The organism is Acinetobacter sp. ANC_7654, from assembly GCF_056779855.1.
On the sequence record NZ_JBWYIR010000001.1, the window covers coordinates 34857 to 54888 of the forward strand.

Below are 20032 nucleotides of genomic sequence, written 5' to 3' on the forward strand. Positions count from 1 at the left end.
CGACGGTAACTGTTTCATGAACTCTAGTTTAAACCTATTACATCCTTATCCATTTGAAAAGTTGAATAAACTTTTTCAGGATGTAAAACCTGCAAATCTTCCGTTAATTCCATTGTCAATTGGTGAGCCAAAACATCCTGCACCTGAATTCGTAAAACAAGCTATTGTCGATAACTTCAATCATCTTTCGACATACCCAAACAGTAAAGGCTTACCAGAATTACGTGAAAGTATTGCGCAATGGCTCACACGCCGTTTCAAATTAAATGCTATTAGCGCAGAAGATCATATTTTACCTGTGACTGGCACACGTGAAGGAATTTTCTCATTCGTACAAGCGCTGATTAATCGTGATGAAGCGCCTTATGTAGTTATGCCGAATCCCTTTTATCAAATTTACGAAGGTGCAGCTTTACTCGCTGGCGCTCAACCTTATTTCATCAACTGTACTGAAGAAAATGGTTACCTTGGTGACTTCGATACTGTCCCTGCAGAAGTATGGGAGAAGACAGCTTTACTTTTTGTCTGCACACCCGGAAATCCAACAGGTGCTGTTCTTTCAAAAGAACAGTTCAAAAAATTAATTGCGCTCTCTGATCAATACAATTTTGTCATCGCATCTGATGAATGCTATTCAGAACTATGGTTTCATGAAGCCCCTGTAGGATTACTCGAAGTTTGTGCTGAACTAGGTCGTGATGACTATAAAAACTGTATCGTATTCCACTCTCTGTCTAAACGTTCTAATTTACCAGGTATGCGATCTGGCTTCGTTGCAGGTGATGCTAGTCTATTAAAACTTTATTTAAAATTCCGCACTTACCACGGTGCTGCAATGCCAGTACAACATCAATTGGCATCGATTGCTGCATGGAATGATGAGGCACATGTTGAAGAAAACCGTAAACAATACCGTGCTAAATTTGATTTATTCCAACAAGAATTAGGTCATTTGCTACCACTGAAAAAGCCTGATGCGGGTTTCTATTATTGGTTAAAGGTCGATAATGATGAAACTTTTGCCAAAATGCTGATGGAAAAAGCACATATCAAAGTCTTACCGGGTCGTTATTTATCTCGTGATACTGAACAAGGAAACCCAGGTGAAAGCCATGTTCGTTTGGCACTGGTCGCAGATTTAGACCAATGTAAAGAAGTTGTTAAACGCTTAAAAGCAATTCTCTAATCGTGCATAATCTTTAACTTTAAGCCCTCTTTTTAGAGGGCTTATTTATTTTATTGATGAGTAAATGCTAGTCCAAATATTGGACTATAGCTCCCCTAAAGAAAATGTAAGGTTAACTTTGAAAACATCATTCATTTTAAAAACTAGTCAAAAAACGCCATGAACATTCATGGCGTTTTAAAATATTTAATGACTGTAATTGGAAAATTACAAAGTCGCTAAAATGTCTCTTAAAGTCTGATTTGGATTTTCTGATTTAGTAATCGGACGACCAATCACCAAGTGTGTAGAACCATCTAACATTGCTTGCTTAGGTGTAACAATACGTTTTTGATCATCAGCTGCTGAACCTTCCGGACGAATTCCCGGAGTGACGAGAGCAAAGTTCTGACCTAAAGTTTCGCGTAACATTTTTGCTTCTTGCGCAGAACATACAACACCATCCAAGCCACTTTCTTGAGTCAAGGTCGCTAGACGTTTTACATGTTCAAAAGGCTCAATATCCAAACCAAGATCACGTAGATCTTCTCGCCCCATTGAAGTTAATACGGTGACTGCAATCAACTGTGTTTGATAGTTACCTGATTTTAATCTTTCTACACAAGTTTCCATCATTTTTCGTCCACCAGATGCGTGAACATTAACCATCCATACCCCTTGATCTGCAGCAGCGCAAACGGCTTGTGCTGTAGTATTTGGAATATCATGAAATTTTAAATCTAAAAATACTTCAAAACCCTGATCATGCAATGCTTTTACAACAGTCGGACCTTCATGTGTAAAAAGTTCTTTACCCACTTTTACACGACAAAGTTTAGGATCCAAATTTTCAGCCATTTTCAATGCGTCGTATTGGCTTTTTGCATCTAAAGCAACAATGATACTCAAGGTTGTTCTTCCGTCCATCTAAAGTTGCGTCATTATAAAGATGTTCAACTTAAGCTGCAAAATTAACTTTAAAAAACTCAGCTTAAAATTCAACAGTTTATTTTCAATAAAAAAAAACCTCTAAAATAAATTTTAGAGGTTTTTTAAATATTTATAAATTACAGCGGATTTGAGTTACGCGGATCTGAATGCACATCTAGTACTGTCTTTTCATGACGTACATTTGCAGCAGCTTCAGCAGCAGCTAACTGAGCATTTTGGATTTGTTCTTTACGAAGATATTCAATATCTTTGCGAAGACGCTTAATTTCCCAACTATTTTGGAATACACGGAAAACTTGAACTCCGAGTAATAATCCAACGATGATCCCAAGTGCCAAAGTCAACAAAAGCAATAAACCTAATCTCATTGCCGGTACTTGAGTGAAGAGAAGATCAACAGTCAGTTCTGTACCATTTTGCAGAACCAATGCCAATGCATATCCGAAGATTACAACTAACAGTGCAACTAATACGTAACGCATAACCACCCCTGAGTAATTTATTATTTTCCTGCTGATTCATTTACAGCATCTCTTAGTGCTTTACCTGGTTTGAAATGAGGTACAGCTTTAGCAGCCACTTCAACTGACTTACCTGTTTTAGGATTACGTCCAACTCGCGGTTCGCGATGATGTAAAGCAAAACTTCCAAACCCACGAATTTCAATACGATTATCAGCTGATAATGACTCAATCATTTGATCGATCATAATTTTAACAGCTTCTTCGACCAATGGCTCAGCCAAATGAGGATTTTTGATAGAAATACGTTCTATTAAGTCAGACTTATTAAGTGCTTCAGTAGTCATCTGCGACCTCTTTAATTATCAAGCTACTCTGTGCATAGCGAGATAATAACCTGTTTAAATACAAAACGGTAGCGCAGTAAGTCAATACTACGCTACCGTTTACAGTATTTGTGTAAAAAGTATTAGTTAAATTACATTAACAATACATTGAACACGAAAGACTTAGTGGTTCATTTGAGCTTTGATCAAATCACCAATTGTCTTAGGACCGTTGTCTTGACCTGCAGAAGCAGTTTTCAAGTTAGCAACAGCTTCTTTCTCTTCAGCTTCGTCTTTCGCTTTGATAGACAAGTTGATTGCGCGTGATTTGCGATCAACATTGATGATCTTAGCTTCAACTTCTTGACCAACTTCTAAGAATTTAGTTGCATCTTCAACGCGGTCACGGTTGATTTCTGAAGCTTTAAGAGAAGCTTCAACTTCGTCAGCCAACTTAATTGTTGCGCCACGAGCATCAACTGCAACTACAGTACCTTTAACAAGAGCACCACGTTCGTTAGCAGCTAAGAAATCGTTGAACGGATCGCTGTTCATTTGCTTGATACCAAGGCTGATACGGTTGCCTTCAGCGTCTACAGAAAGGATAACCGCTTCAACAGTGTCACCTTTCTTGTAACGACGAATCGCTTCTTCGCCTTGTTCGTTCCAAGAAATGTCAGATAAGTGAACTAGACCATCGATACCGCCTGGTAAACCGATGAAGATACCGAAGTCAGTGATAGACTTGATTGTACCTGAAACTTTTTCACCTTTGTCGTGAGCCTTAGCAAACTCTTCCCATGGGTTAGCACGAGTTTGTTTGATACCAAGAGAAATACGACGACGCTCTTCATCAACCTCAAGAACCATAACATCAACTTCATCACCAATCTGAACAACTTTAGATGGGTGGATGTTTTTGTTTGTGTGGTCCATTTCTGAAACGTGTACTAAGCCTTCAACGCCTTCAGCGATTTCAGCGAAGCAACCGTAATCAGTTAAGTTAGTTACACGCGCTTTAACGATAGAACCTTTAGGGTAACGGTTCATGATCGCTAACCATGGATCTTCACCAAGTTGTTTAAGACCTAATGATACACGGTTACGCTCTTTGTCAAATTTAAGTACTTTAACAGTAACTTCTTGACCAACTTCAACAACTTCTGATGGATGCTTGATACGTTTCCAAGCCATGTCAGTGATGTGAAGAAGACCATCAATACCGCCAAGGTCAACGAAAGCACCGTAGTCAGTAAGGTTTTTGATTGTACCAGTAACTGTTTGACCTTCTTCAAGTTGAGATAGAAGAGCTTCACGGTCAGCTGAAGATTCAGCTTCCATAACAGCACGACGTGATACAACAACGTTGTTACGTTTAGCGTCAAGTTTGATAACTTTGAACTCTAACTCTTTGCCTTCGAGGTGAGTCGTGTCACGGATAGGACGAGTGTCTACCAAAGAACCTGGTAAGAACGCACGTACTGGACCGATGTCAACAGTGAAACCGCCTTTAACCTTACCAGAGATAACACCAGTAACGATCTCGCCGTCTTCAAAGATTTTTTCAAGTTTAGTCCAAGTTTCAGCACGTTTAGCTTTTTCACGTGATAAAACTGTTTGACCCATACCGTTGTCAAGCGCTTCAACAACTACGTCAACTGTGTCACCAACGTTAACTTCAAGTTCACGTTGTTCGTTTAAGAATTCAGAGCGAGCTACTACGCCTTCAGATTTAAGGCCAGTATCTACAGTTACCCAGTCAGAATCGATGCTAACAACGATACCTTGGATGACTGCACCCTTTTCAACGTTGAGGTTTAATTCGCTTGCTTCAAAGAGGGCTGCAAAAGATTCGGTCATGATATACCTAGAAAAGTCAGCGGTCTTGGATCAGACAAGGCCGGTTTAGTTAAGTATCGACATAGTCCATATAGAACTGATCAAGCTATGCTTCCACTAATATTCATTAATTTATCTTATTGCGCATCAATATATGCGGTCATCAGGTTAAATACAGCGTCAATGTCCAGATCTGAACTATCGATAATGTAAGCACCTTCAGCCGGCTTAAGCGGCGCAACGGTTCTTTCCATATCACGCTTATCACGTGCTTGGATATTAGATAAAATGTCGCTCATTTTAACATTTTGCCCCATAGCCTGCAACTGCTTTACACGTCGCTCAGCACGAGACTCAGCAGAAGCCGTCAAATATATTTTCGCTTGGGCTTCTGGAAAGATTGAAGTCGCCATATCACGGCCATCGGCAACAAGACCTGGTGCTTGTGCAAATGCACGTTGTCTTTCGAATAATGCCTGTCTTAATTCAGGTACAACTGCAACCTTGGATGCAAACTCTCCAACTTTTTCCGTGCGAATTTCATCCGTTACATCATACCCGTTAAGTAAAATTTTTGTTTTTAAATGATCACTAACAAATTGAATATCGAGATGAGTCGCTATTTCTACGCATTTGACCAACACATCTCGATTGTGAATTGAATCAATTAAATTCAGCTGATGTAATGACAATCCCAACAAACGATACAAGGCGCCAGAATCCAGTAAATGAAACTGGTAATGCTGTGCCAATTTTGCTGCCAAAGTTCCTTTGCCTGAACCGCTTGGTCCATCGATCGTGATAATTTGAATTGTCATTACTTTACCAACTTCGCCTTAAAGGCGTTTTGCTAATTTCTTAAAACCAAGTGTAATAGCAAGTTTGAGTTGTGCAAGAATTAATTTGCTCACAAATGGTGCTCTTGCCTGTAATTCGATCGTGTATGTGACTAAAGTTTTAGCTGTTGAAAGCTCTTTAAATTCAATAATTCCAAGATGATGTTTGATTAATGGATTCTTGATAAGTTTGTATTCAATACGCTTATTTGGCTCTAGTACAGTAATTTCTTCTTGAATTGGCTTTATTGGGCCTAATCCCATTTTTCGTACTGATCCAATCCCATCAGGACGACTCGGATCAGCTGCATCTTTAATGCGTACAACCTGAATCGGTGCAAATACATCATTATAAGTCGCATGTTTTGACAAAACTTCAAATACACGATCTATAGGCTGGTTAAATTCTTGTTTAACTTGGATTGAATTCATTTTTTATTCCTTTTCATTGATTCCGCTTCATACTGACAATACATTATGTCAATTTTTCCACAATCAACAATAGCAATCATTCCTGATTATTTTCTATTTTTTGTCGTACACGCTGTTGTTTTTTTTGTTCACGTCTGAATTTAAAAAATTCTGAAAGCTGATGAGCACACGCTGATTGCATGCAGCCCCCTTCAAATTCAAATATATGGTTGTAATAACCTTGATTATTTAATAACTGTCGCGCACTGACCAGAGAACCCGCTTTCGGCTCTAAAGTACCAAATACAACACGGTGAACTCGAGCATGAATTAAAGCCCCCACACACATCGTGCATGGCTCAAGGGTTACATAAAGGGTTGCATCTTCTGGTAGACGATAGTTCTGAATTTGATTACATGCTTGGCGAAGTGCGACCACTTCTGCATGAGCAGTTGGATCATGACTCAGGATGGGTTGATTATATCCTTCACCAATCACTTTTCCCTGACTCACAATGACAGCTCCAACAGGGATTTCTCCCAATTGAGCTGCGAATGCAGCCTGCTCATAGGCACGCTGCATCCATTTTAGATCTTCAGTATCAAATTGGATTTCAGTCAAAATTAGATAATACCGTACTGTTTTAACAAGTTATTCCAGCTCTCGATATTTGTAACTGGTGGGTGCGCACCTAAAATTCCTTTTAAGGACATAGACTCTGCAGGTGTCCATTCAGGAGATAAATCTTTATCCACTAAACGCGCACGCACGCCCTCAACAAAATCAGGATGTCTAATTTTCCAATCAGAAATTTGAGTTTCAAGTTCAAATACTTCTTGCCAAGGATGAACTTGACGCCCCCATTGCCATAACAACCAAGTAATCGCAGCCGTACTCGGTGAGCCTTTTGCCAGATTTTCACTGGCTTGTCTTAGCCAATCACTTCGTGCATCACTTAACCCGATGATTGCTTCGTAGTCATTTTCAAAGTTTGCACCGCGACAGACACTGTGAATCACATCTAACGAGATTTGCAGTGGCCCTGGAGAAACTGGTCGATGCAAACTATTTAAAGTGTCATCTAATGCCCTAAAATCGCCAGCAGGATAATGATCCCAATCGATATTGATCAACTTTTGTAAAACAACATCACGCTGAGCATCACAAATATGAGTCGCCCAACCGATACCATAAGCTCCTGCCGCAGTCATGATCGATCCAGTTAAACCTGTAAATAGACCAATTGGACCACGATCTGCCAAGAAACGACTAGCACCAACATCTGGATATAAACCAATATTCACTTCTGGCATTGCAAGACGCGAATAAGGTGTAACCAGTCTGAATGGTGCAGCCATAAATAAGCCAAGCCCACCACCCATCACATAACCTTCACCCCAAACGACTATCGGCTTAGCGTAGTTATGCAACAAAAGATCTAGCGCGTATTCTTGTTCAAAAAATTTATTTGCCGCATCAACTTCATTATTGATGACCAACTGACGGAGTTTGCGCACATCCCCACCGGCACAAAAAGCTTTAGGTGTTGTTGAATCAAACCAGATCGCTTTAACGGCATCATCATGATGAAACTTTTCAAAAACAGCCAATAAAGCCGTCACAATAGATTCATCAAGTGCATGTAAAGATTTTGGACGATTTAATCGAACCACTCTCCATCCATTCTGTGCTTCTTCAACAATTAAGTCAGGATGATATTGATTCGTCTCAGGAGATATTGTCATGCTTCCAGCTGCCATTTAATTGGCTCAATGCCATTTTGTTTAAGATAATTATTTGTTTTTGAAAAAACTTTACACCCAAAAAAACCACTTCGGTTTGCTGCCAACGGTGATGGATGTGCTGCTTTTAAGACCAAATGCTTATTTTGGTCAATTCGTTGACCTTTCTTATGCGCGTACGCACCCCAAAGAATGAAAACGATCTTTTCACGTTGCTCATTTAGAACATCTATCGCAGCATCAGTGAAATCTTCCCAACCTTTCTTTTGGTGTGAAGTCGGCTGGCCCGCTTCAACAGTCAATACACTGTTCAGCAACAAGACACCCTCTTCAGCCCATTGGGTTAAATCACCATGCTTGGCAGGCGCTATTCCAAGGTCAGTGCTGAGTTCGTGATAGATATTACGCAAAGACGGCGGTAATGCAACACCCTTTTGCACTGAAAAACTCAATCCATGTGCTTGATTTGGACCGTGATAAGGATCTTGACCGAGAATCACGACCTTTACACGATCTAAGGGTGTGGTGTTGAAGGCATTAAAAATAAGAGAATTAGGTGGGTATATCACCTTATTCGCCTGTAATTCAGATTTGAGAAAAGCTTTCAGCTGATCCATTTTATCGCTGAGCAAAAACTCTGCTAAAGCATACTTCCAACTATCCTCTAACCGAACTTGATTCAGTTGACTTAATTCTTGTTCGGTGAGTTGCATTGTGTTCATCCCTAAATCAATCACAGCTTTAAAGTTTTACTTGTAAATCTACACTTGGGTTCTTAAAAGTTAAGCCTTGTTTCAATTGTTCGTACATTTTAGGATCAGACCATTCATTTTGAATTTGTTCTGAGAATACGATTTGATCAAGCGCCAATAAGCCCATCTGTTCATTTACGATATCTTCAGCAAAACTTTGCGCATAGCCTGTGTCAGTTTCATGCACGATCACTGAATAGACTTCAACATCACCTTCACCATTTTGCGTGACAGTTGATTTCAGTACTTGTTCTGCCAAATAAAAGAAAATTCGAGAAAATTGTTCAGCAGAAGGTGAAACGGGTAATGAAACCCAACGCGCACTAAAAGTTTTACATGCTTGAATATATTCAGCTGAATCTTCTTGCCAAAAACAAATCGCATGATCAAAACTATCATAAAGTTCTTTGATCACACCTTTCAGCAAACCAAAATCATAGACCATTTGACCATGGTCTAGCTTTGAGGCTCTCAATAATAATTCGACTTTATAGCTATGACCATGAATTGAACGCTTACAGCGGTCTGATGTGCAATTTCGCACAATATGCGCGTTTTCAAACTTAAATAATTTTCGAATTAACATATGTCAGAGCAATAAAAAATCATGGGTTAAAATGATTATAGTGCATATTCACACAACTCATCATTAATTTTAACGTTTTAAGCAATTGGCAAAACGTATTAAAAACAAAAAAAATAAAAAGCCATCATTCAATTTGTTTAAATTAATAGTTTAGCAATTTAATCAATTGGTTTGAAGAGGTGCCAAACTTCTTGAGAAGACATAAACCTTATCTTCATCACGCATCAGATAACTCGAAAAATATCGCTTTCGATCAGATAGCATGATTTCAATATCTGCTCGATAGAATGCAGATTTAACATCAAAATTATTTTTTGCTGTGCTTTTTGCTTCTTCACTTAACTGACTTAGAGTGTTGAGTTCCCAGAGCTGATCTACGGACTCAAAAAACTCACCATTGGCTTTTTTCTGATCCAAATCACGCTGCACATTTTGCACATCCAAACTTGGGTCTATAGCAGCAATAATCATCGCTGGTGCTGTATTAATATTAATTTTAATTTCTTTTAAAGGAATCGCTGTAACATAAGGTTTTATCAATAAAAACTTATCACCTTCAAATCCTCGCACTTGCTTCAACTCTTCAACGCTATGAAAAGGACCATTCGCTGGCAAATAAGGACGCGTTAAACTTAAATAATAATTACTCTCTGCCCCCATCGCACCAATCGTCAAATCATCTTGATCTTGCCAATCAATTACCGCTTCATTCAATTCTTCTGGCAAACCAAGCTTTGTTAATAATCCCTTAAAGTAATTCACCGCATTATCATTCGGCACGCCATCATCTTTGACCAAACTGTTTAAATTAAACTTACCCGTTTCATCAACAATTCGCCCTGCGACATAACCACCATCAATTGGAAATGGTGGCATCGGTTGAGCCCAAGTTTCTTGAAGATTATCTGATTTTGAATTGGACTTAGCATCTTGAACCAATAATTCTGAGAAAAAAGCTTCAGCACTTTTTGCATAATACAGTGCTTGGTTTTGACGAATCACATAAGCCGTATTTTCACTGGTATTGTATTGACGATGGGCAATCGTCGCAGCAATGATAGTTGCCAAAGCGACTAACATTAAAATCGTAATCAGGGCGATTCCTTTTTGCTGCTTCATGCATTTTCCTAATGATTAACTAGATGCCGGTTTTAAATAGTCAGTATTAAGCAAACTAAAAATCCACTCGAATTCAACATCTTGTTGTTTAAATCTAATTCGCATACCTTTAGGCAATAGCCGAGCAACACCATCTTGAGCATCATTACTATTAGAACTTATTGTTGATGCTTCCGGCCACGAATTCAATTCATTCGGGTTTAAAATCGTGATTTGAAACTCATCCACATTCTCTAGGATCGTACTGGATAAAGGTTGGGTTGTTTGAAGAACATTCAGATTGGGATACTTTAAACGATAAACTTTTCGATCTTGTGCATTATAACGATATTCTATTCTCTCAAATGGAGACAAACCCTGTTTCAGCGGATCAGTGACCCCTGCCTTACTAAATTGTAAAGACTGATCATCCAGTAAAAATGCAGGTTGGATTTGTCCTGCGATATTTGCAGTCAGCGGTACAATTTGCAAAGCATCTCTTTGCATTTGTAAATAACTATCTTGCAAACTGAGAAGCTGCTGCTCATGCACCGCATTGCGATCTTTGACTTTATTTAAATAATCAAAAATTTTCCATCCTAAAGCAGACAATACTGCAAAGATGGCTATGGCAACCAAAAGCTCTACCAAGGTAAAACCTTGTTGTTTACTCTTGATCATGAGTTGGATTGCTCTCTGATAGGATAGTTATAAAACACCATGGTGGTGACACCTGATTCAACTTTACCTAAATCATTGTTATATAGACTCACTTGCACTTCTATTTTCTGAACATCTGGGCTAATAGTCGCTTCTGATTTTTTATCAATTTGCCAACTTAACCCTTGAGAGGTAATTTGCTTCGATTGAGTTCCCTCTAACCATTCACCACTAATTTGCATTGCAGCGACTTCATTTTGTGCGACGAATTGTGCTTTTGTTCGTAAAATTGCATTCGCAGTCGCCTGTGTGTACTGCATAGCTACCTTCGTCAATGACATTGCTGCTACAGCGAAAATAGCCAAAGCCACCACAACCTCAATCAAGGTAAATCCTTTAAGCGCCCGCATCGATTTTACCTAAGTAATCTATTTGAATAAGATCACCAATTGCTTTTTGTTCATAATACATTTGAATTGTGACAGGTTTAACCTCGCCATTGCCCAACCAAATTAATTTCGGTGCATTATTATTCATCAAGTCTGCATTAGTTGCATTTTCAAAACTATAGTCGCTACTTTCGATCTGAAATGAAACCTTAGCAGGTAGCTCTCTCGCAGAAAACTCTGGCATTTCAACCCAAGTGGAAGGTTGACGATTATTGTTCGATACAAGCGTCTGCTCAGGACGAGTTAAATCATTATATTTTTGAAATGTATAGCGAAACTGATCACCATTCCATTGTGGCATCAATGCAACCACTAACGATTGATCAACAGCCTCTCGTTGAATACGTTTTAAATCTAATATTAAAGCTTCTCTAGCTTGCATTGCCTTACGTTGATCAATCCCACCAATATTCATCACCACCAATGCCGCCATGATGCTGATGATCACAATGACCACCATCAATTCGATTAAAGTAAATCCGCCTTGACGGTGATCTAGAGATTGCATATTAGGCCACTGATTCTGTCAAATTAATCTGTTTAGGCATCATCAACGCTTGATCAATTAAAGCAACCCTTAACGTATCTCGACAGCCTAAATAGCGTTGATAGAAACTCGAGTTTAATATCGCAGCACCACCATGAGTAATCGACCAAATGGATGCTAAATAATCCCGAGAACTCATCTTACTTTGAATGGATGCTAGATGATTTTCTGTCATACGAATGATAATTCTGAGTCTACTTTTGCGAATCTGATACATTTCATTAAACAAATGATTAATACCTTGACCGGTTGTAGACAATCGCTCTTCAATTTGATGAAAGAGTACAGTACGTTCTGGATGATGCAAATGGTGCAACATAAAAAAAGCTAAATGTTCAGGAAATCCTTTTTCAGTATCTCGAACCATTTCTAATAACATGCGCTCATTACGAATAATGAGCAACATGTACAATTCATCTTTACTTTGGAAGTGCTTATAGAGTGTTCCTTTTGCCAAATCCAACTCAGCGGCCAATGCATCCAATGTCATGCCCGCTTCGCCGTTTTCCAAAAGAAGTTGTTCTGCGACCTGAAATATTAATGCTTCTCTCGCTCTAAACTGAGCCTGACGATCCATCTTCACTCTATAAACTCTCTTCTTTCTATTTTCCGTATTAAATTTTTACTGCATTCGTAGAAGATTCTCGAAATTTTGCGTTGTAATAAAGGCAATCTCCTCGACTGACTTATCATATACATCACTTAATGCTTTGGCTACATATGGGACATACTTTGGTTCATTAGACTTTCCTCTATATGGCATTGGTGCTAAATAAGGGCTATCAGTCTCAATTAATAGTCGATCTAATGGAACTTGCTTGGCCACATCACGTAAATCCTGAGCATTTTTAAACGATACTATTCCTGAAAATGAAATGTAATAACCGCAATCTAGAACCGCTTTTGCCGTATCCCAATCCTCAGTAAAACAATGCAAAATTCCGTGTGTCGACTTTTCAGCTCTTATAATATCTATCGTATCGTTTTTAGATGAGCGTGTGTGTACAACCACTGGCTTTTTCACCATCTGTGAAGCTTGAATATGTCGTGCAAAACATTCTTTTTGTTCTTTAACAAATTCAGTACTGTGATAATAATCTAGACCCGTTTCACCAATTGCCCAGACCTTATCTTTACTCGCCAATTCAACCAAAATTTCAAGAGTAGCACGCTGCATGACTGCTGGATCTTCACATGGATGCACCCCAACACTGTAGCCTACTCCTTCGTGTCGAGCTGCAATTTCTGACAGAATAATATGATCATCTAAATCAACCGATATCCCCATCATTTTTGTGACACCAGCATCAATCGCTTGCTGAATTGCTAAATCGATATTTCCCTCGTAAGGTTCAAGATTGAGCATGTTTAAATGACAGTGTGTATCTACAAACACAAGGACACCTTTTAATTTTTTAAGTCAGAGCCTACATTGTAAAGCTTGCGCGTGCTGTTGACATACTTCCAGCGAGTATTTTTTCTGCTTCCATTTTGTAATAGGCTCCTTTATCTCCAGTTAACTGCACTCCAAAACCTTGTGGTTTAATGCCCGATTGCTTATAGGAAATCCAAATCACCTTACCCGTAATTGGTATTTTTTGGGTTTGATTAGGAAGTGTTGCCAAGATAAAAATTTCTTCACCCATTTTGACTGGATGTTTGGTTGGAATAAATAATCCACCACCCTCAACAAAAGGCATATAACTGGATTGCAGAGTTTCGCGATCATTAATATTGACTTGTAATAAACCGCCCGGACGTGGCTGCATCTCTATCCCCTGTATTCAAACATGATTATTGAACATTCATTAATTTTATAAAAAGCTGATCAACAATTAAATTTGATTGAACATTCTGCTCAACCATTTGTTTTGCTTGATGCACATCATTATAAATATCAAATAATTGCTCTAATTGATATTGCTCAGCCAACAAACTAAAGTCTAAATCGCTATTTTTTACATTTTGTTCCATTTTATAGGCAACAAGATCAGCTAATAAGTACTCAAACATAACAATCAACTCGGAAAAGTTGAGTTGCTTATTCCATTTAGAGGCGTACTGCATTGGCATATTTTTTTGACTGACTAAATGATACCAATCATTTATAAACGCACTTCGCAGAGTTAACCATTCACTTGAGGCCAACTCAATAGCAGCTAAAGGCATACCATTCGAAAGGTTAAGCAACAGTGAGCTCAAAGTCTGCTGCTCTGCATTCAAATGTTCATTCAAATATGCATTGGCTTGATCATCAGTCAGCCGATCTAAGGCGTAATGTTGTAGGCGACTTCGTATAGTGGCTGGTAATTTTAAATAATGATCCGCCAAAAGAATAATCACAACACGCTCACCTGGTTCTTCAAGTGTTTTCAATAAAGCATTTGACGATGCGATATTGAGCGCTTCCGCCGGTTCAATCACAATAACCCGCCAACCATCGACGGTTTGTTGCACGAATGGCTGTAATTCACGAATTTTCTCAATTTTAATTTTAGCGTTTTGTTTCTTATTGTCCTCATCCGTCGTGACGTAAACATAATTTGGATGAGTATCTGATTTTAGCCACAAACAACTCGAACACTGACCACAAGGTTGATTTGGCTGCTTATCTAAACATAGCAGCCAAGTAACAAATTGCTGGGTAAAAGCTTCTTTACCACAGCCTTTTTTGCCATAAAAAAGTAATCCATGACCTACTTGAGGAAACCGCTGAGTCAGTGTGCTCCATACATTAAGTTGCCAAGGATAAACATGCTGAGTCTGAGTCATTGACTAATCTATACTATTGGAAATGAGAAATAGGCATTGCATTAAGACGGTCTAAATCTTGTTGCTTATCCACACCTGGTGGTAAGCTCACCTCTGCCACATCAATTGCGATTCGATGACCATTTTCTAAAACACGCAGTTGCTCAAGGCTTTCTAAAACCTCGAGATCTCCCTGATCCCATGTCACGTACTCTTGTAGCAACTTCACTCGATAGGCATATAAACCAAGATGTCGGTAGGCTTTTCGATGTAGTATCTGAGGTTGTTGCTTTGATCCATCACGATCATATGGAATGGTTGCACGACTGAAATAAAGCGCTTCATTGAACTTACTCATGACGACTTTGACAATACTATCGCGTTTAAACTCTTCTAATTCTTGGATCACTTCACACAAAGTGGACATTGAACATTCAGGCTTTTGCTCTAACAAAGAAGCAACCTGTTGGACTAACGAAGCAGGTAATAATGGTTCATCACCTTGCACATTTACAATAATATCTTCACTCGCCCAACCTTTGATTCGTGCGACTTCACTCAATCGGTCGGTTCCAGAAGGGTGTTCTGCACTGGTCAACACAACATCAATTTGTTCTGCCTTACAAAGATCAACAATTCTTTGATCATCAGTAGCAACACATAAATCATCAAACCCAGTCACTTTTCGTGCCTGATCTACCACACGTAAAATCATTTCACGCCCGTGTATTTTAAGTAGTGGTTTTCCAGGTAAACGCGAACTTGCAAAGCGAGCAGGTATTACAATATGTTTCATGGATATTCCTTATGTGTTTACGATACCGAGTTTTGCAAGCTGGTGATCCAGCAAATCATAACAAGCTGATGATAAAGCTGCTTCAACAGGAACCACCCAAATTTCACGACTAAATTCTGGATGTTGTTTTAACAAAGGGAGGAGTTTCACAGCATCTTTTTCAGTGGTGATGATTGGATTTGAATCTTCAAATTGTAAATCATCAATCTGATAATCATAATGATCAGGAAATTCATGACACTGAAAATGCTTTAAGCCCATACTTTCAAGGGTTTTATAAAACCGTTGCGGGAACCCAATACCAACGACCGCATAATAATTCAAATCAGTGGCAAAATATTCAACTTGATCTTCAACTGGATTTAACAAGTACGGCGCTGCAACTTGTAATTGCATATACAGATTTGAGCTTGGTTGTTCAGCATGCTCAATTACTGTACCCCTGCATAACCGTGCTACTGGCTCACGCAAAAAGCCTTCTGGCAACAGTTTCTGATTACCTAAACCACGATTGTTATCCAGCACAATCCATTCTAATTGACGATCAAGTGCCCAATGTTGCAAACCATCATCACTAATGATCAAATCAAGTTGATGCTGAGAGAGAAGTAACTCTATACTTTTCTGTCGTTGCCCACCTACGACCATCGGCACGCCAGTAGATTGCACAATTAAACAGGGCTCATCACCCACTTCATTTGGCTCAGAATCGAGATTCACGCTTGCAGGAAAAGGACCTTTGCCACCATAGCCTCGACTAATTACTCCAACTCGAATATTTTTTTGTTGAAGATATTTAACCAATTGAATTAATAACGGTGTTTTACCACTACCACCTACCGTTATATTGCCAATGACCATGACAGGAACTGGTGCAGTATAAATAGGTTTTATACCACGTTGATACAAGGCTTTGTTCAGGAAAAATCCTAATCGATAAAGCAATGACAGAGGTCGCAATACAATCAACCACTTGGATTGCTTATTCCAAGCGTTTTGAATGACCTGCGCAATAGACATAACTTATTCCTCAAAATTACGTTGATGCAGTTGGAAATATGCACCACGCAAATCGAGTAATTCCTGATGTGTTCCCTGCTCTAATATTCGACCTTTATCCATTACCACAATAAGATCTGCATTCTCAATCGTTGATAATCGATGTGCAATGACAATCGTTGTCCGATCCTGCATAGCTGCATCAAAAGCACGTTGAATGAAGTATTCAGACTCATTGTCTAATGCGCTTGTCGCTTCATCAAGAATTAAAATCGGAGCATTTTTTAAGATTGCGCGAGCAATTGCAATACGCTGTCTTTGTCCGCCAGATAAATTTAAACCTTGAGCACCTAATGGTGTGTCATAGCCTTGAGGCAGTGCCATAATAAAGTCATGGGCATAAGCAGCTTTCGCAGCAGCAATAACCTGCTCTTCCGAAGCATCTTGTAACTGACCATAAGCAATATTCTCACGAACAGTACGGTTAAACAGCACGACTTGCTGATTGACCATAGCCACTTGTGAGCGTAACGCTGTAACTTCAATATCTTGAATATCATGGCCGTCAAATTTGATTGACCCTGAACTTAATTCTTGAAAACGAACCAATAAGTTAACTAAAGAAGACTTGCCAGCCCCCGAACGCCCCACCAAAGCTACAGTCTGCCCAGCTTTTACATTTAAATTGAAATCATGGATGGCATGGAAACCATCGCTATATGTTAAATTTGCCTGATTAAATTCAATATTGCCTTTGAGTTGTGGTTTTAACTGCCCTTCATTTTTTTCTTCAGGCATATCCAATAATTCAAATACTGAATGTGCTGCAGCCATTCCTCGCTGTAATTTTTCATTGATATCGGTCAAAGCTTTAATTGGCTTACTCAACATACCGGCTGCAGTAATATACGCAACAAACTGACCTGCTGAAGTATCCTGTAATATCTCAGGTCTTAAAGCAATCCAAATCACAATACTTAAAGCGATCGCCATAATAAGTTGCACAACAGGACTATTTAATTGTTGTACTGCAACCATTTTTAAACCACGACGCAAGTTTTCGAGTGAGGTTTCTTTAAAACGAGTTTGCTCGTATGCCTGTCCACCAAACCCTTTAACAACCAGATTACCATTCACGGTTTCTTGCACTACATGGTTTACATCACCCATCGTATCTTGCACTTGAGTAGACAGCTTACGCATACGTTTAGCAGCTTTTCTAATCAACAAACCGATTAATGGCGCAAAAATCAAAATACATAAAGTCAAGCGCCAGTTGGAATAGAACAAATATCCTAACAGCGCAATGGTGATCAAACCTTGTTGTAATAAGGTTCTTAATGACTCCGTTGAGGCAGCAGTCAGCTGTTCAACGTTGTACATAATTTTGGCAGTAATATGACCACTAGTGTTATCTAAATAATATTGCGACGGCAATCGCATTAATTTAGCAAAAACTTCTTGGCGAATATTAAAAATTAGATTTCGAGAAATCACCGAAGTGTAGTATCCACCTAGAAATAGCCCCACTCCTCGTACAAACATCAAAACCACAACCAAAAATGGGAATAAGTTCGTGAAACTTCGATCCTGTTCTTGAATGGCATTGATAATATGCTCTAATAATTTCGCAACAGAAACTTCAGTCGCGGCATTCAGCACAAAACCAAATACAACAATCAATGCAATCGTCCAGTACTGTTTTAAGTAACTCAACAAACGCATATAAACTTTAAAATCTTGCTTCACTCACAACCTCTAATTGGTACGGTATCCTTAAACACCTAAACAGATTCAGCACGTATGCAATTTAATCATACATAATTCGAACATCGAATGCTAAAGTCTGCCCCACTCTAAAATCAATGACCTGATTGTATGGAATGATCAAAGTAAACCTTAGCTCAATTGGAGTATTGAGACCTAAATGACTTAAATCTCAAACTCATCTAAATAAATCACATTTACTGCTTTTAAATTAATTATTTTTCATCTAAACAGATATTTAGAATACCATCTAACTCATCAAGTGAATGATAATGAATCACAAGCTTACCTTTACCTTGCTTATTGTGATCAATTTTAACATCTGCACTGAAACGTTCAGAAAGACGCTGAGTCAGTTGCTCTAAATCAGCTGAAATTGATGGTTTTGGCTTATCCTGTTTTGGTGCATTAAAATCACGCACTAACTGTTCTGTTTGACGAACAGAAAGGTTTTTTTCAATGACAATTTTTGCAATTTCAATTTGGTCTTTTGCACGCAAAGTCAATATTGCACGCGCATGCCCCATATCTAATTGACCTTGTTGGATATGGTCTTTAATCGGATCCGCTAAGCTTAATAAGCGCAATAAATTACTTACTGTAGTACGTGCCTTGCCCACTGTTTCAGCAATTTCTTGGTGACTTAATCCAAACTCTTCATGAAAACGCTGCAATGCCATAGCTTGATCAATTGGATTTAAATCTTGGCGTTGAATGTTTTCAATTAATGCCAATGCAATTGCAACTTGATCTGACAAATCACGAACAATTGCAGGAACTTCATTTAGTCCAGCGATTTGAGCTGCTCGCCAACGGCGCTCCCCTGCAATAATTTCATATTGATGCACATCATCCTCAATTGGACGAATGACAATCGGCTGCATGATGCCATGCTTTTTAATAGAAGATGCTAATTCCTGAAGGTCTTCTTCATGAATAAAACGTCGCGGCTGATAATTACCACGTTTAAGAAGTTTGACATCTACTTGTTTGAGCTGACCATGATCTAATGACTGTGCTTCTAATTGTAATTTTTCTTTTTGAATAGAGCCCAATAACGCATCTAAGCCACGACCCTTTGCTAAGCCTCTTTTCTTCACGGTCATGCTTTACTTCCTTTTTTCACTTTGGTTTTTTTTAACATTTCAGCAGCAAGATTCAAATAAGCCACTGCACCCTTAGAACTTTTTTCAAAATAAATAATCGGTAACCCATGTGCTGGCGCTTCCGCTAAACGCACATTTCGAGGAATAACCGTTTCGTATAATTTTTTACCAAAATACTGCTCCAACTCATCCGACACATCACGTGTCAGTGCATTTCGAGCATCGTACATGGTACGCAATACACCAATGATTTCTAAATCAGGATTTAACGCTTGTTGAATACGATCAATCGTTTGTGTTAAATCTGCCAAGCCTTCCAAGGCATAATATTCACACTGCATTGGAATGATCACGCTTTTAACAGCAGCCAATGCATTTACCGTGATCAAACTTAAGCTTGGTGCACAATCCACAATGATGTAATCAAACTTATCTTCAATTTGTTGGATCGCATCACGCAGAATAAATTCACGACCGTCTTGCTCAGCAATGGCTAATTCAACACCTGCTAAATCACGATTGGAGCCAAGTACGCGATATCCAACTTCAGCTTTAGTGATGGCAGTTTCAATTGGCACTTCACCCAGTAAAACATCAGTTACTGAGTATAAGAGATCATTCTTTTGAATACCTGAACCCATAGTGGCATTGCCTTGAGAGTCCATATCAATCAACAATACTCGCTTTTTAAGCACTGCTAATGATGCAGCCAAATTTACAGCAGTCGTGGTTTTACCTACGCCACCTTTTTGGTTCGCAATAGCAATAATTTGAGCCATGGTAACCCCA

General features: G+C 38.9%; 24 protein-coding genes. 1 reads left to right on the forward strand and 23 read right to left on the reverse strand.

Translation table 11 applies throughout. From position 1 onward, the window contains the following. Window positions 1-16: 16 nt before the first annotated feature. Window positions 17-1186 (forward strand): succinyldiaminopimelate transaminase, encoded by a 1170-nt coding sequence (dapC, locus tag AC1M86_RS00165; protein ID WP_481606966.1) that lies wholly within the window; start codon window positions 17-19, stop codon window positions 1184-1186. A gap of 207 nt (window positions 1187-1393) precedes the next feature. On the opposite strand, the gene pyrF is transcribed toward dapC, so the two are convergent. From pyrF to AC1M86_RS00280, 23 genes are all read right to left on the reverse strand, one after another. After that, window positions 1394-2092, reverse strand: coding sequence for an orotidine-5'-phosphate decarboxylase (pyrF, locus tag AC1M86_RS00170; RefSeq protein ID WP_179998209.1), 699 nt, complete (start codon window positions 2090-2092; stop codon window positions 1394-1396). A 140-nt stretch (window positions 2093-2232) separates the two neighbouring features. Continuing rightward, a complete protein-coding gene (locus AC1M86_RS00175) occupies window positions 2233-2598 on the reverse strand; it encodes a lipopolysaccharide assembly protein LapA domain-containing protein (protein WP_035264552.1) in 366 nt (121 codons plus the stop codon). Window positions 2599-2618: 20 nt separating this feature from the next. Next, window positions 2619-2924 (reverse strand): integration host factor subunit beta, encoded by a 306-nt coding sequence (locus AC1M86_RS00180; RefSeq protein WP_035264555.1) that lies wholly within the window; start codon window positions 2922-2924, stop codon window positions 2619-2621. A 162-nt stretch (window positions 2925-3086) separates the two neighbouring features. Beyond that, window positions 3087-4763 (reverse strand): 30S ribosomal protein S1, encoded by a 1677-nt coding sequence (rpsA, locus tag AC1M86_RS00185; protein ID WP_035264556.1) that lies wholly within the window; start codon window positions 4761-4763, stop codon window positions 3087-3089. Window positions 4764-4879: 116 nt separating this feature from the next. Continuing rightward, window positions 4880-5560 carry a (d)CMP kinase gene (gene cmk, locus AC1M86_RS00190; RefSeq protein ID WP_481606967.1) on the reverse strand — a complete coding sequence of 227 codons (681 nt, stop codon included), beginning with the start codon at window positions 5558-5560 and terminating at the stop codon, window positions 4880-4882. Between the two features lie 18 nt (window positions 5561-5578). Next, window positions 5579-6010: an SRPBCC family protein gene (locus AC1M86_RS00195; protein WP_481606968.1), complete on the reverse strand. Its 432-nt coding sequence runs from the start codon at window positions 6008-6010 to the stop codon at window positions 5579-5581. Window positions 6011-6086: 76 nt separating this feature from the next. Further along, entirely contained in the window at window positions 6087-6611 is a 525-nt protein-coding gene (tadA, locus tag AC1M86_RS00200) for a tRNA adenosine(34) deaminase TadA (RefSeq protein ID WP_035264563.1), read from the reverse strand. A gap of 2 nt (window positions 6612-6613) precedes the next feature. Then, window positions 6614-7735 (reverse strand): enoyl-CoA hydratase/isomerase family protein, encoded by a 1122-nt coding sequence (locus AC1M86_RS00205; protein WP_481606969.1) that lies wholly within the window; start codon window positions 7733-7735, stop codon window positions 6614-6616. Then, window positions 7732-8445 carry a uracil-DNA glycosylase gene (ung, locus tag AC1M86_RS00210; RefSeq protein WP_481606970.1) on the reverse strand — a complete coding sequence of 238 codons (714 nt, stop codon included), beginning with the start codon at window positions 8443-8445 and terminating at the stop codon, window positions 7732-7734. Before ung ends, AC1M86_RS00205 begins: the two co-directional genes overlap by 4 nt. 28 nt (window positions 8446-8473) lie before the next feature. Further along, complete coding sequence (locus AC1M86_RS00215) at window positions 8474-9070, reverse strand: 6-pyruvoyl trahydropterin synthase family protein (RefSeq protein WP_481588348.1); 597 nt, start codon at window positions 9068-9070, stop codon at window positions 8474-8476. Window positions 9071-9232: 162 nt separating this feature from the next. Beyond that, a complete protein-coding gene (gspK, locus tag AC1M86_RS00220) occupies window positions 9233-10189 on the reverse strand; it encodes a type II secretion system minor pseudopilin GspK (protein WP_481591151.1) in 957 nt (318 codons plus the stop codon). A 15-nt stretch (window positions 10190-10204) separates the two neighbouring features. Beyond that, window positions 10205-10849 carry a type II secretion system minor pseudopilin GspJ gene (gene gspJ, locus AC1M86_RS00225; RefSeq protein ID WP_481606971.1) on the reverse strand — a complete coding sequence of 215 codons (645 nt, stop codon included), beginning with the start codon at window positions 10847-10849 and terminating at the stop codon, window positions 10205-10207. Next, complete coding sequence (gspI, locus tag AC1M86_RS00230) at window positions 10846-11238, reverse strand: type II secretion system minor pseudopilin GspI (RefSeq protein ID WP_481588351.1); 393 nt, start codon at window positions 11236-11238, stop codon at window positions 10846-10848. Before gspI ends, gspJ begins: the two co-directional genes overlap by 4 nt. Further along, window positions 11225-11785, reverse strand: coding sequence for a pilus assembly FimT family protein (locus AC1M86_RS00235; protein WP_481606972.1), 561 nt, complete (start codon window positions 11783-11785; stop codon window positions 11225-11227). The genes gspI and AC1M86_RS00235 overlap by 14 nt, the downstream gene beginning before the upstream one ends. Before the next feature lies 1 nt (window position 11786). Beyond that, window positions 11787-12401: a TetR/AcrR family transcriptional regulator gene (locus tag AC1M86_RS00240; RefSeq protein WP_035264575.1), complete on the reverse strand. Its 615-nt coding sequence runs from the start codon at window positions 12399-12401 to the stop codon at window positions 11787-11789. Window positions 12402-12446: 45 nt separating this feature from the next. Next, window positions 12447-13220: a TatD family hydrolase gene (locus tag AC1M86_RS00245; RefSeq protein WP_481606973.1), complete on the reverse strand. Its 774-nt coding sequence runs from the start codon at window positions 13218-13220 to the stop codon at window positions 12447-12449. A gap of 31 nt (window positions 13221-13251) precedes the next feature. Continuing rightward, entirely contained in the window at window positions 13252-13593 is a 342-nt protein-coding gene (locus tag AC1M86_RS00250) for a PilZ domain-containing protein (RefSeq protein ID WP_481606974.1), read from the reverse strand. A 25-nt stretch (window positions 13594-13618) separates the two neighbouring features. Further along, entirely contained in the window at window positions 13619-14596 is a 978-nt protein-coding gene (locus AC1M86_RS00255; RefSeq protein ID WP_481591156.1) for a DNA polymerase III subunit delta', read from the reverse strand. A gap of 13 nt (window positions 14597-14609) precedes the next feature. Next, entirely contained in the window at window positions 14610-15371 is a 762-nt protein-coding gene (kdsB, locus tag AC1M86_RS00260; protein WP_481606975.1) for a 3-deoxy-manno-octulosonate cytidylyltransferase, read from the reverse strand. Between the two features lie 9 nt (window positions 15372-15380). After that, window positions 15381-16391, reverse strand: a complete 1011-nt coding sequence (lpxK, locus tag AC1M86_RS00265) for a tetraacyldisaccharide 4'-kinase (RefSeq protein ID WP_481606976.1) — start codon at window positions 16389-16391, stop codon at window positions 15381-15383. Window positions 16392-16394: 3 nt separating this feature from the next. Further along, window positions 16395-18119 (reverse strand): lipid A export permease/ATP-binding protein MsbA, encoded by a 1725-nt coding sequence (gene msbA / locus AC1M86_RS00270; RefSeq protein ID WP_481593004.1) that lies wholly within the window; start codon window positions 18117-18119, stop codon window positions 16395-16397. 233 nt (window positions 18120-18352) lie between these two features. Further along, window positions 18353-19243, reverse strand: coding sequence for a ParB/RepB/Spo0J family partition protein (locus AC1M86_RS00275; RefSeq protein WP_035264597.1), 891 nt, complete (start codon window positions 19241-19243; stop codon window positions 18353-18355). Further along, window positions 19240-20022 carry a ParA family protein gene (locus AC1M86_RS00280; protein ID WP_035264598.1) on the reverse strand — a complete coding sequence of 261 codons (783 nt, stop codon included), beginning with the start codon at window positions 20020-20022 and terminating at the stop codon, window positions 19240-19242. Before AC1M86_RS00280 ends, AC1M86_RS00275 begins: the two co-directional genes overlap by 4 nt. Between the last annotated feature and the right edge of the window lie 10 nt (window positions 20023-20032).

What these genes read in the sequence shown, in the direction of transcription:
- dapC (WP_481606966.1), top strand. Translation starts at nt 17, where the DNA reads ATGAACTCTAGTTTAAACCTATTACATCCTTATCCATTTGAAAAGTTG.
- pyrF (WP_179998209.1), bottom strand. Translation starts at nt 2,092, where the DNA reads ATGGACGGAAGAACAACCTTGAGTATCATTGTTGCTTTAGATGCAAAA.
- AC1M86_RS00175 (WP_035264552.1), bottom strand. Translation starts at nt 2,598, where the DNA reads ATGCGTTACGTATTAGTTGCACTGTTAGTTGTAATCTTCGGATATGCA.
- AC1M86_RS00180 (WP_035264555.1), bottom strand. Translation starts at nt 2,924, where the DNA reads ATGACTACTGAAGCACTTAATAAGTCTGACTTAATAGAACGTATTTCT.
- rpsA (WP_035264556.1), bottom strand. Translation starts at nt 4,763, where the DNA reads ATGACCGAATCTTTTGCAGCCCTCTTTGAAGCAAGCGAATTAAACCTC.
- cmk (WP_481606967.1), bottom strand. Translation starts at nt 5,560, where the DNA reads ATGACAATTCAAATTATCACGATCGATGGACCAAGCGGTTCAGGCAAA.
- AC1M86_RS00195 (WP_481606968.1), bottom strand. Translation starts at nt 6,010, where the DNA reads ATGAATTCAATCCAAGTTAAACAAGAATTTAACCAGCCTATAGATCGT.
- AC1M86_RS00205 (WP_481606969.1), bottom strand. Translation starts at nt 7,735, where the DNA reads ATGACAATATCTCCTGAGACGAATCAATATCATCCTGACTTAATTGTT.
- ung (WP_481606970.1), bottom strand. Translation starts at nt 8,445, where the DNA reads ATGCAACTCACCGAACAAGAATTAAGTCAACTGAATCAAGTTCGGTTA.
- AC1M86_RS00215 (WP_481588348.1), bottom strand. Translation starts at nt 9,070, where the DNA reads ATGTTAATTCGAAAATTATTTAAGTTTGAAAACGCGCATATTGTGCGA.
- gspK (WP_481591151.1), bottom strand. Translation starts at nt 10,189, where the DNA reads ATGAAGCAGCAAAAAGGAATCGCCCTGATTACGATTTTAATGTTAGTC.
- gspJ (WP_481606971.1), bottom strand. Translation starts at nt 10,849, where the DNA reads ATGATCAAGAGTAAACAACAAGGTTTTACCTTGGTAGAGCTTTTGGTT.
- gspI (WP_481588351.1), bottom strand. Translation starts at nt 11,238, where the DNA reads ATGCGGGCGCTTAAAGGATTTACCTTGATTGAGGTTGTGGTGGCTTTG.
- AC1M86_RS00235 (WP_481606972.1), bottom strand. Translation starts at nt 11,785, where the DNA reads ATGCAATCTCTAGATCACCGTCAAGGCGGATTTACTTTAATCGAATTG.
- AC1M86_RS00240 (WP_035264575.1), bottom strand. Translation starts at nt 12,401, where the DNA reads ATGGATCGTCAGGCTCAGTTTAGAGCGAGAGAAGCATTAATATTTCAG.
- AC1M86_RS00250 (WP_481606974.1), bottom strand. Translation starts at nt 13,593, where the DNA reads ATGCAGCCACGTCCGGGCGGTTTATTACAAGTCAATATTAATGATCGC.
- AC1M86_RS00255 (WP_481591156.1), bottom strand. Translation starts at nt 14,596, where the DNA reads ATGACTCAGACTCAGCATGTTTATCCTTGGCAACTTAATGTATGGAGC.
- kdsB (WP_481606975.1), bottom strand. Translation starts at nt 15,371, where the DNA reads ATGAAACATATTGTAATACCTGCTCGCTTTGCAAGTTCGCGTTTACCT.
- lpxK (WP_481606976.1), bottom strand. Translation starts at nt 16,391, where the DNA reads ATGTCTATTGCGCAGGTCATTCAAAACGCTTGGAATAAGCAATCCAAG.
- AC1M86_RS00275 (WP_035264597.1), bottom strand. Translation starts at nt 19,243, where the DNA reads ATGACCGTGAAGAAAAGAGGCTTAGCAAAGGGTCGTGGCTTAGATGCG.
- AC1M86_RS00280 (WP_035264598.1), bottom strand. Translation starts at nt 20,022, where the DNA reads ATGGCTCAAATTATTGCTATTGCGAACCAAAAAGGTGGCGTAGGTAAA.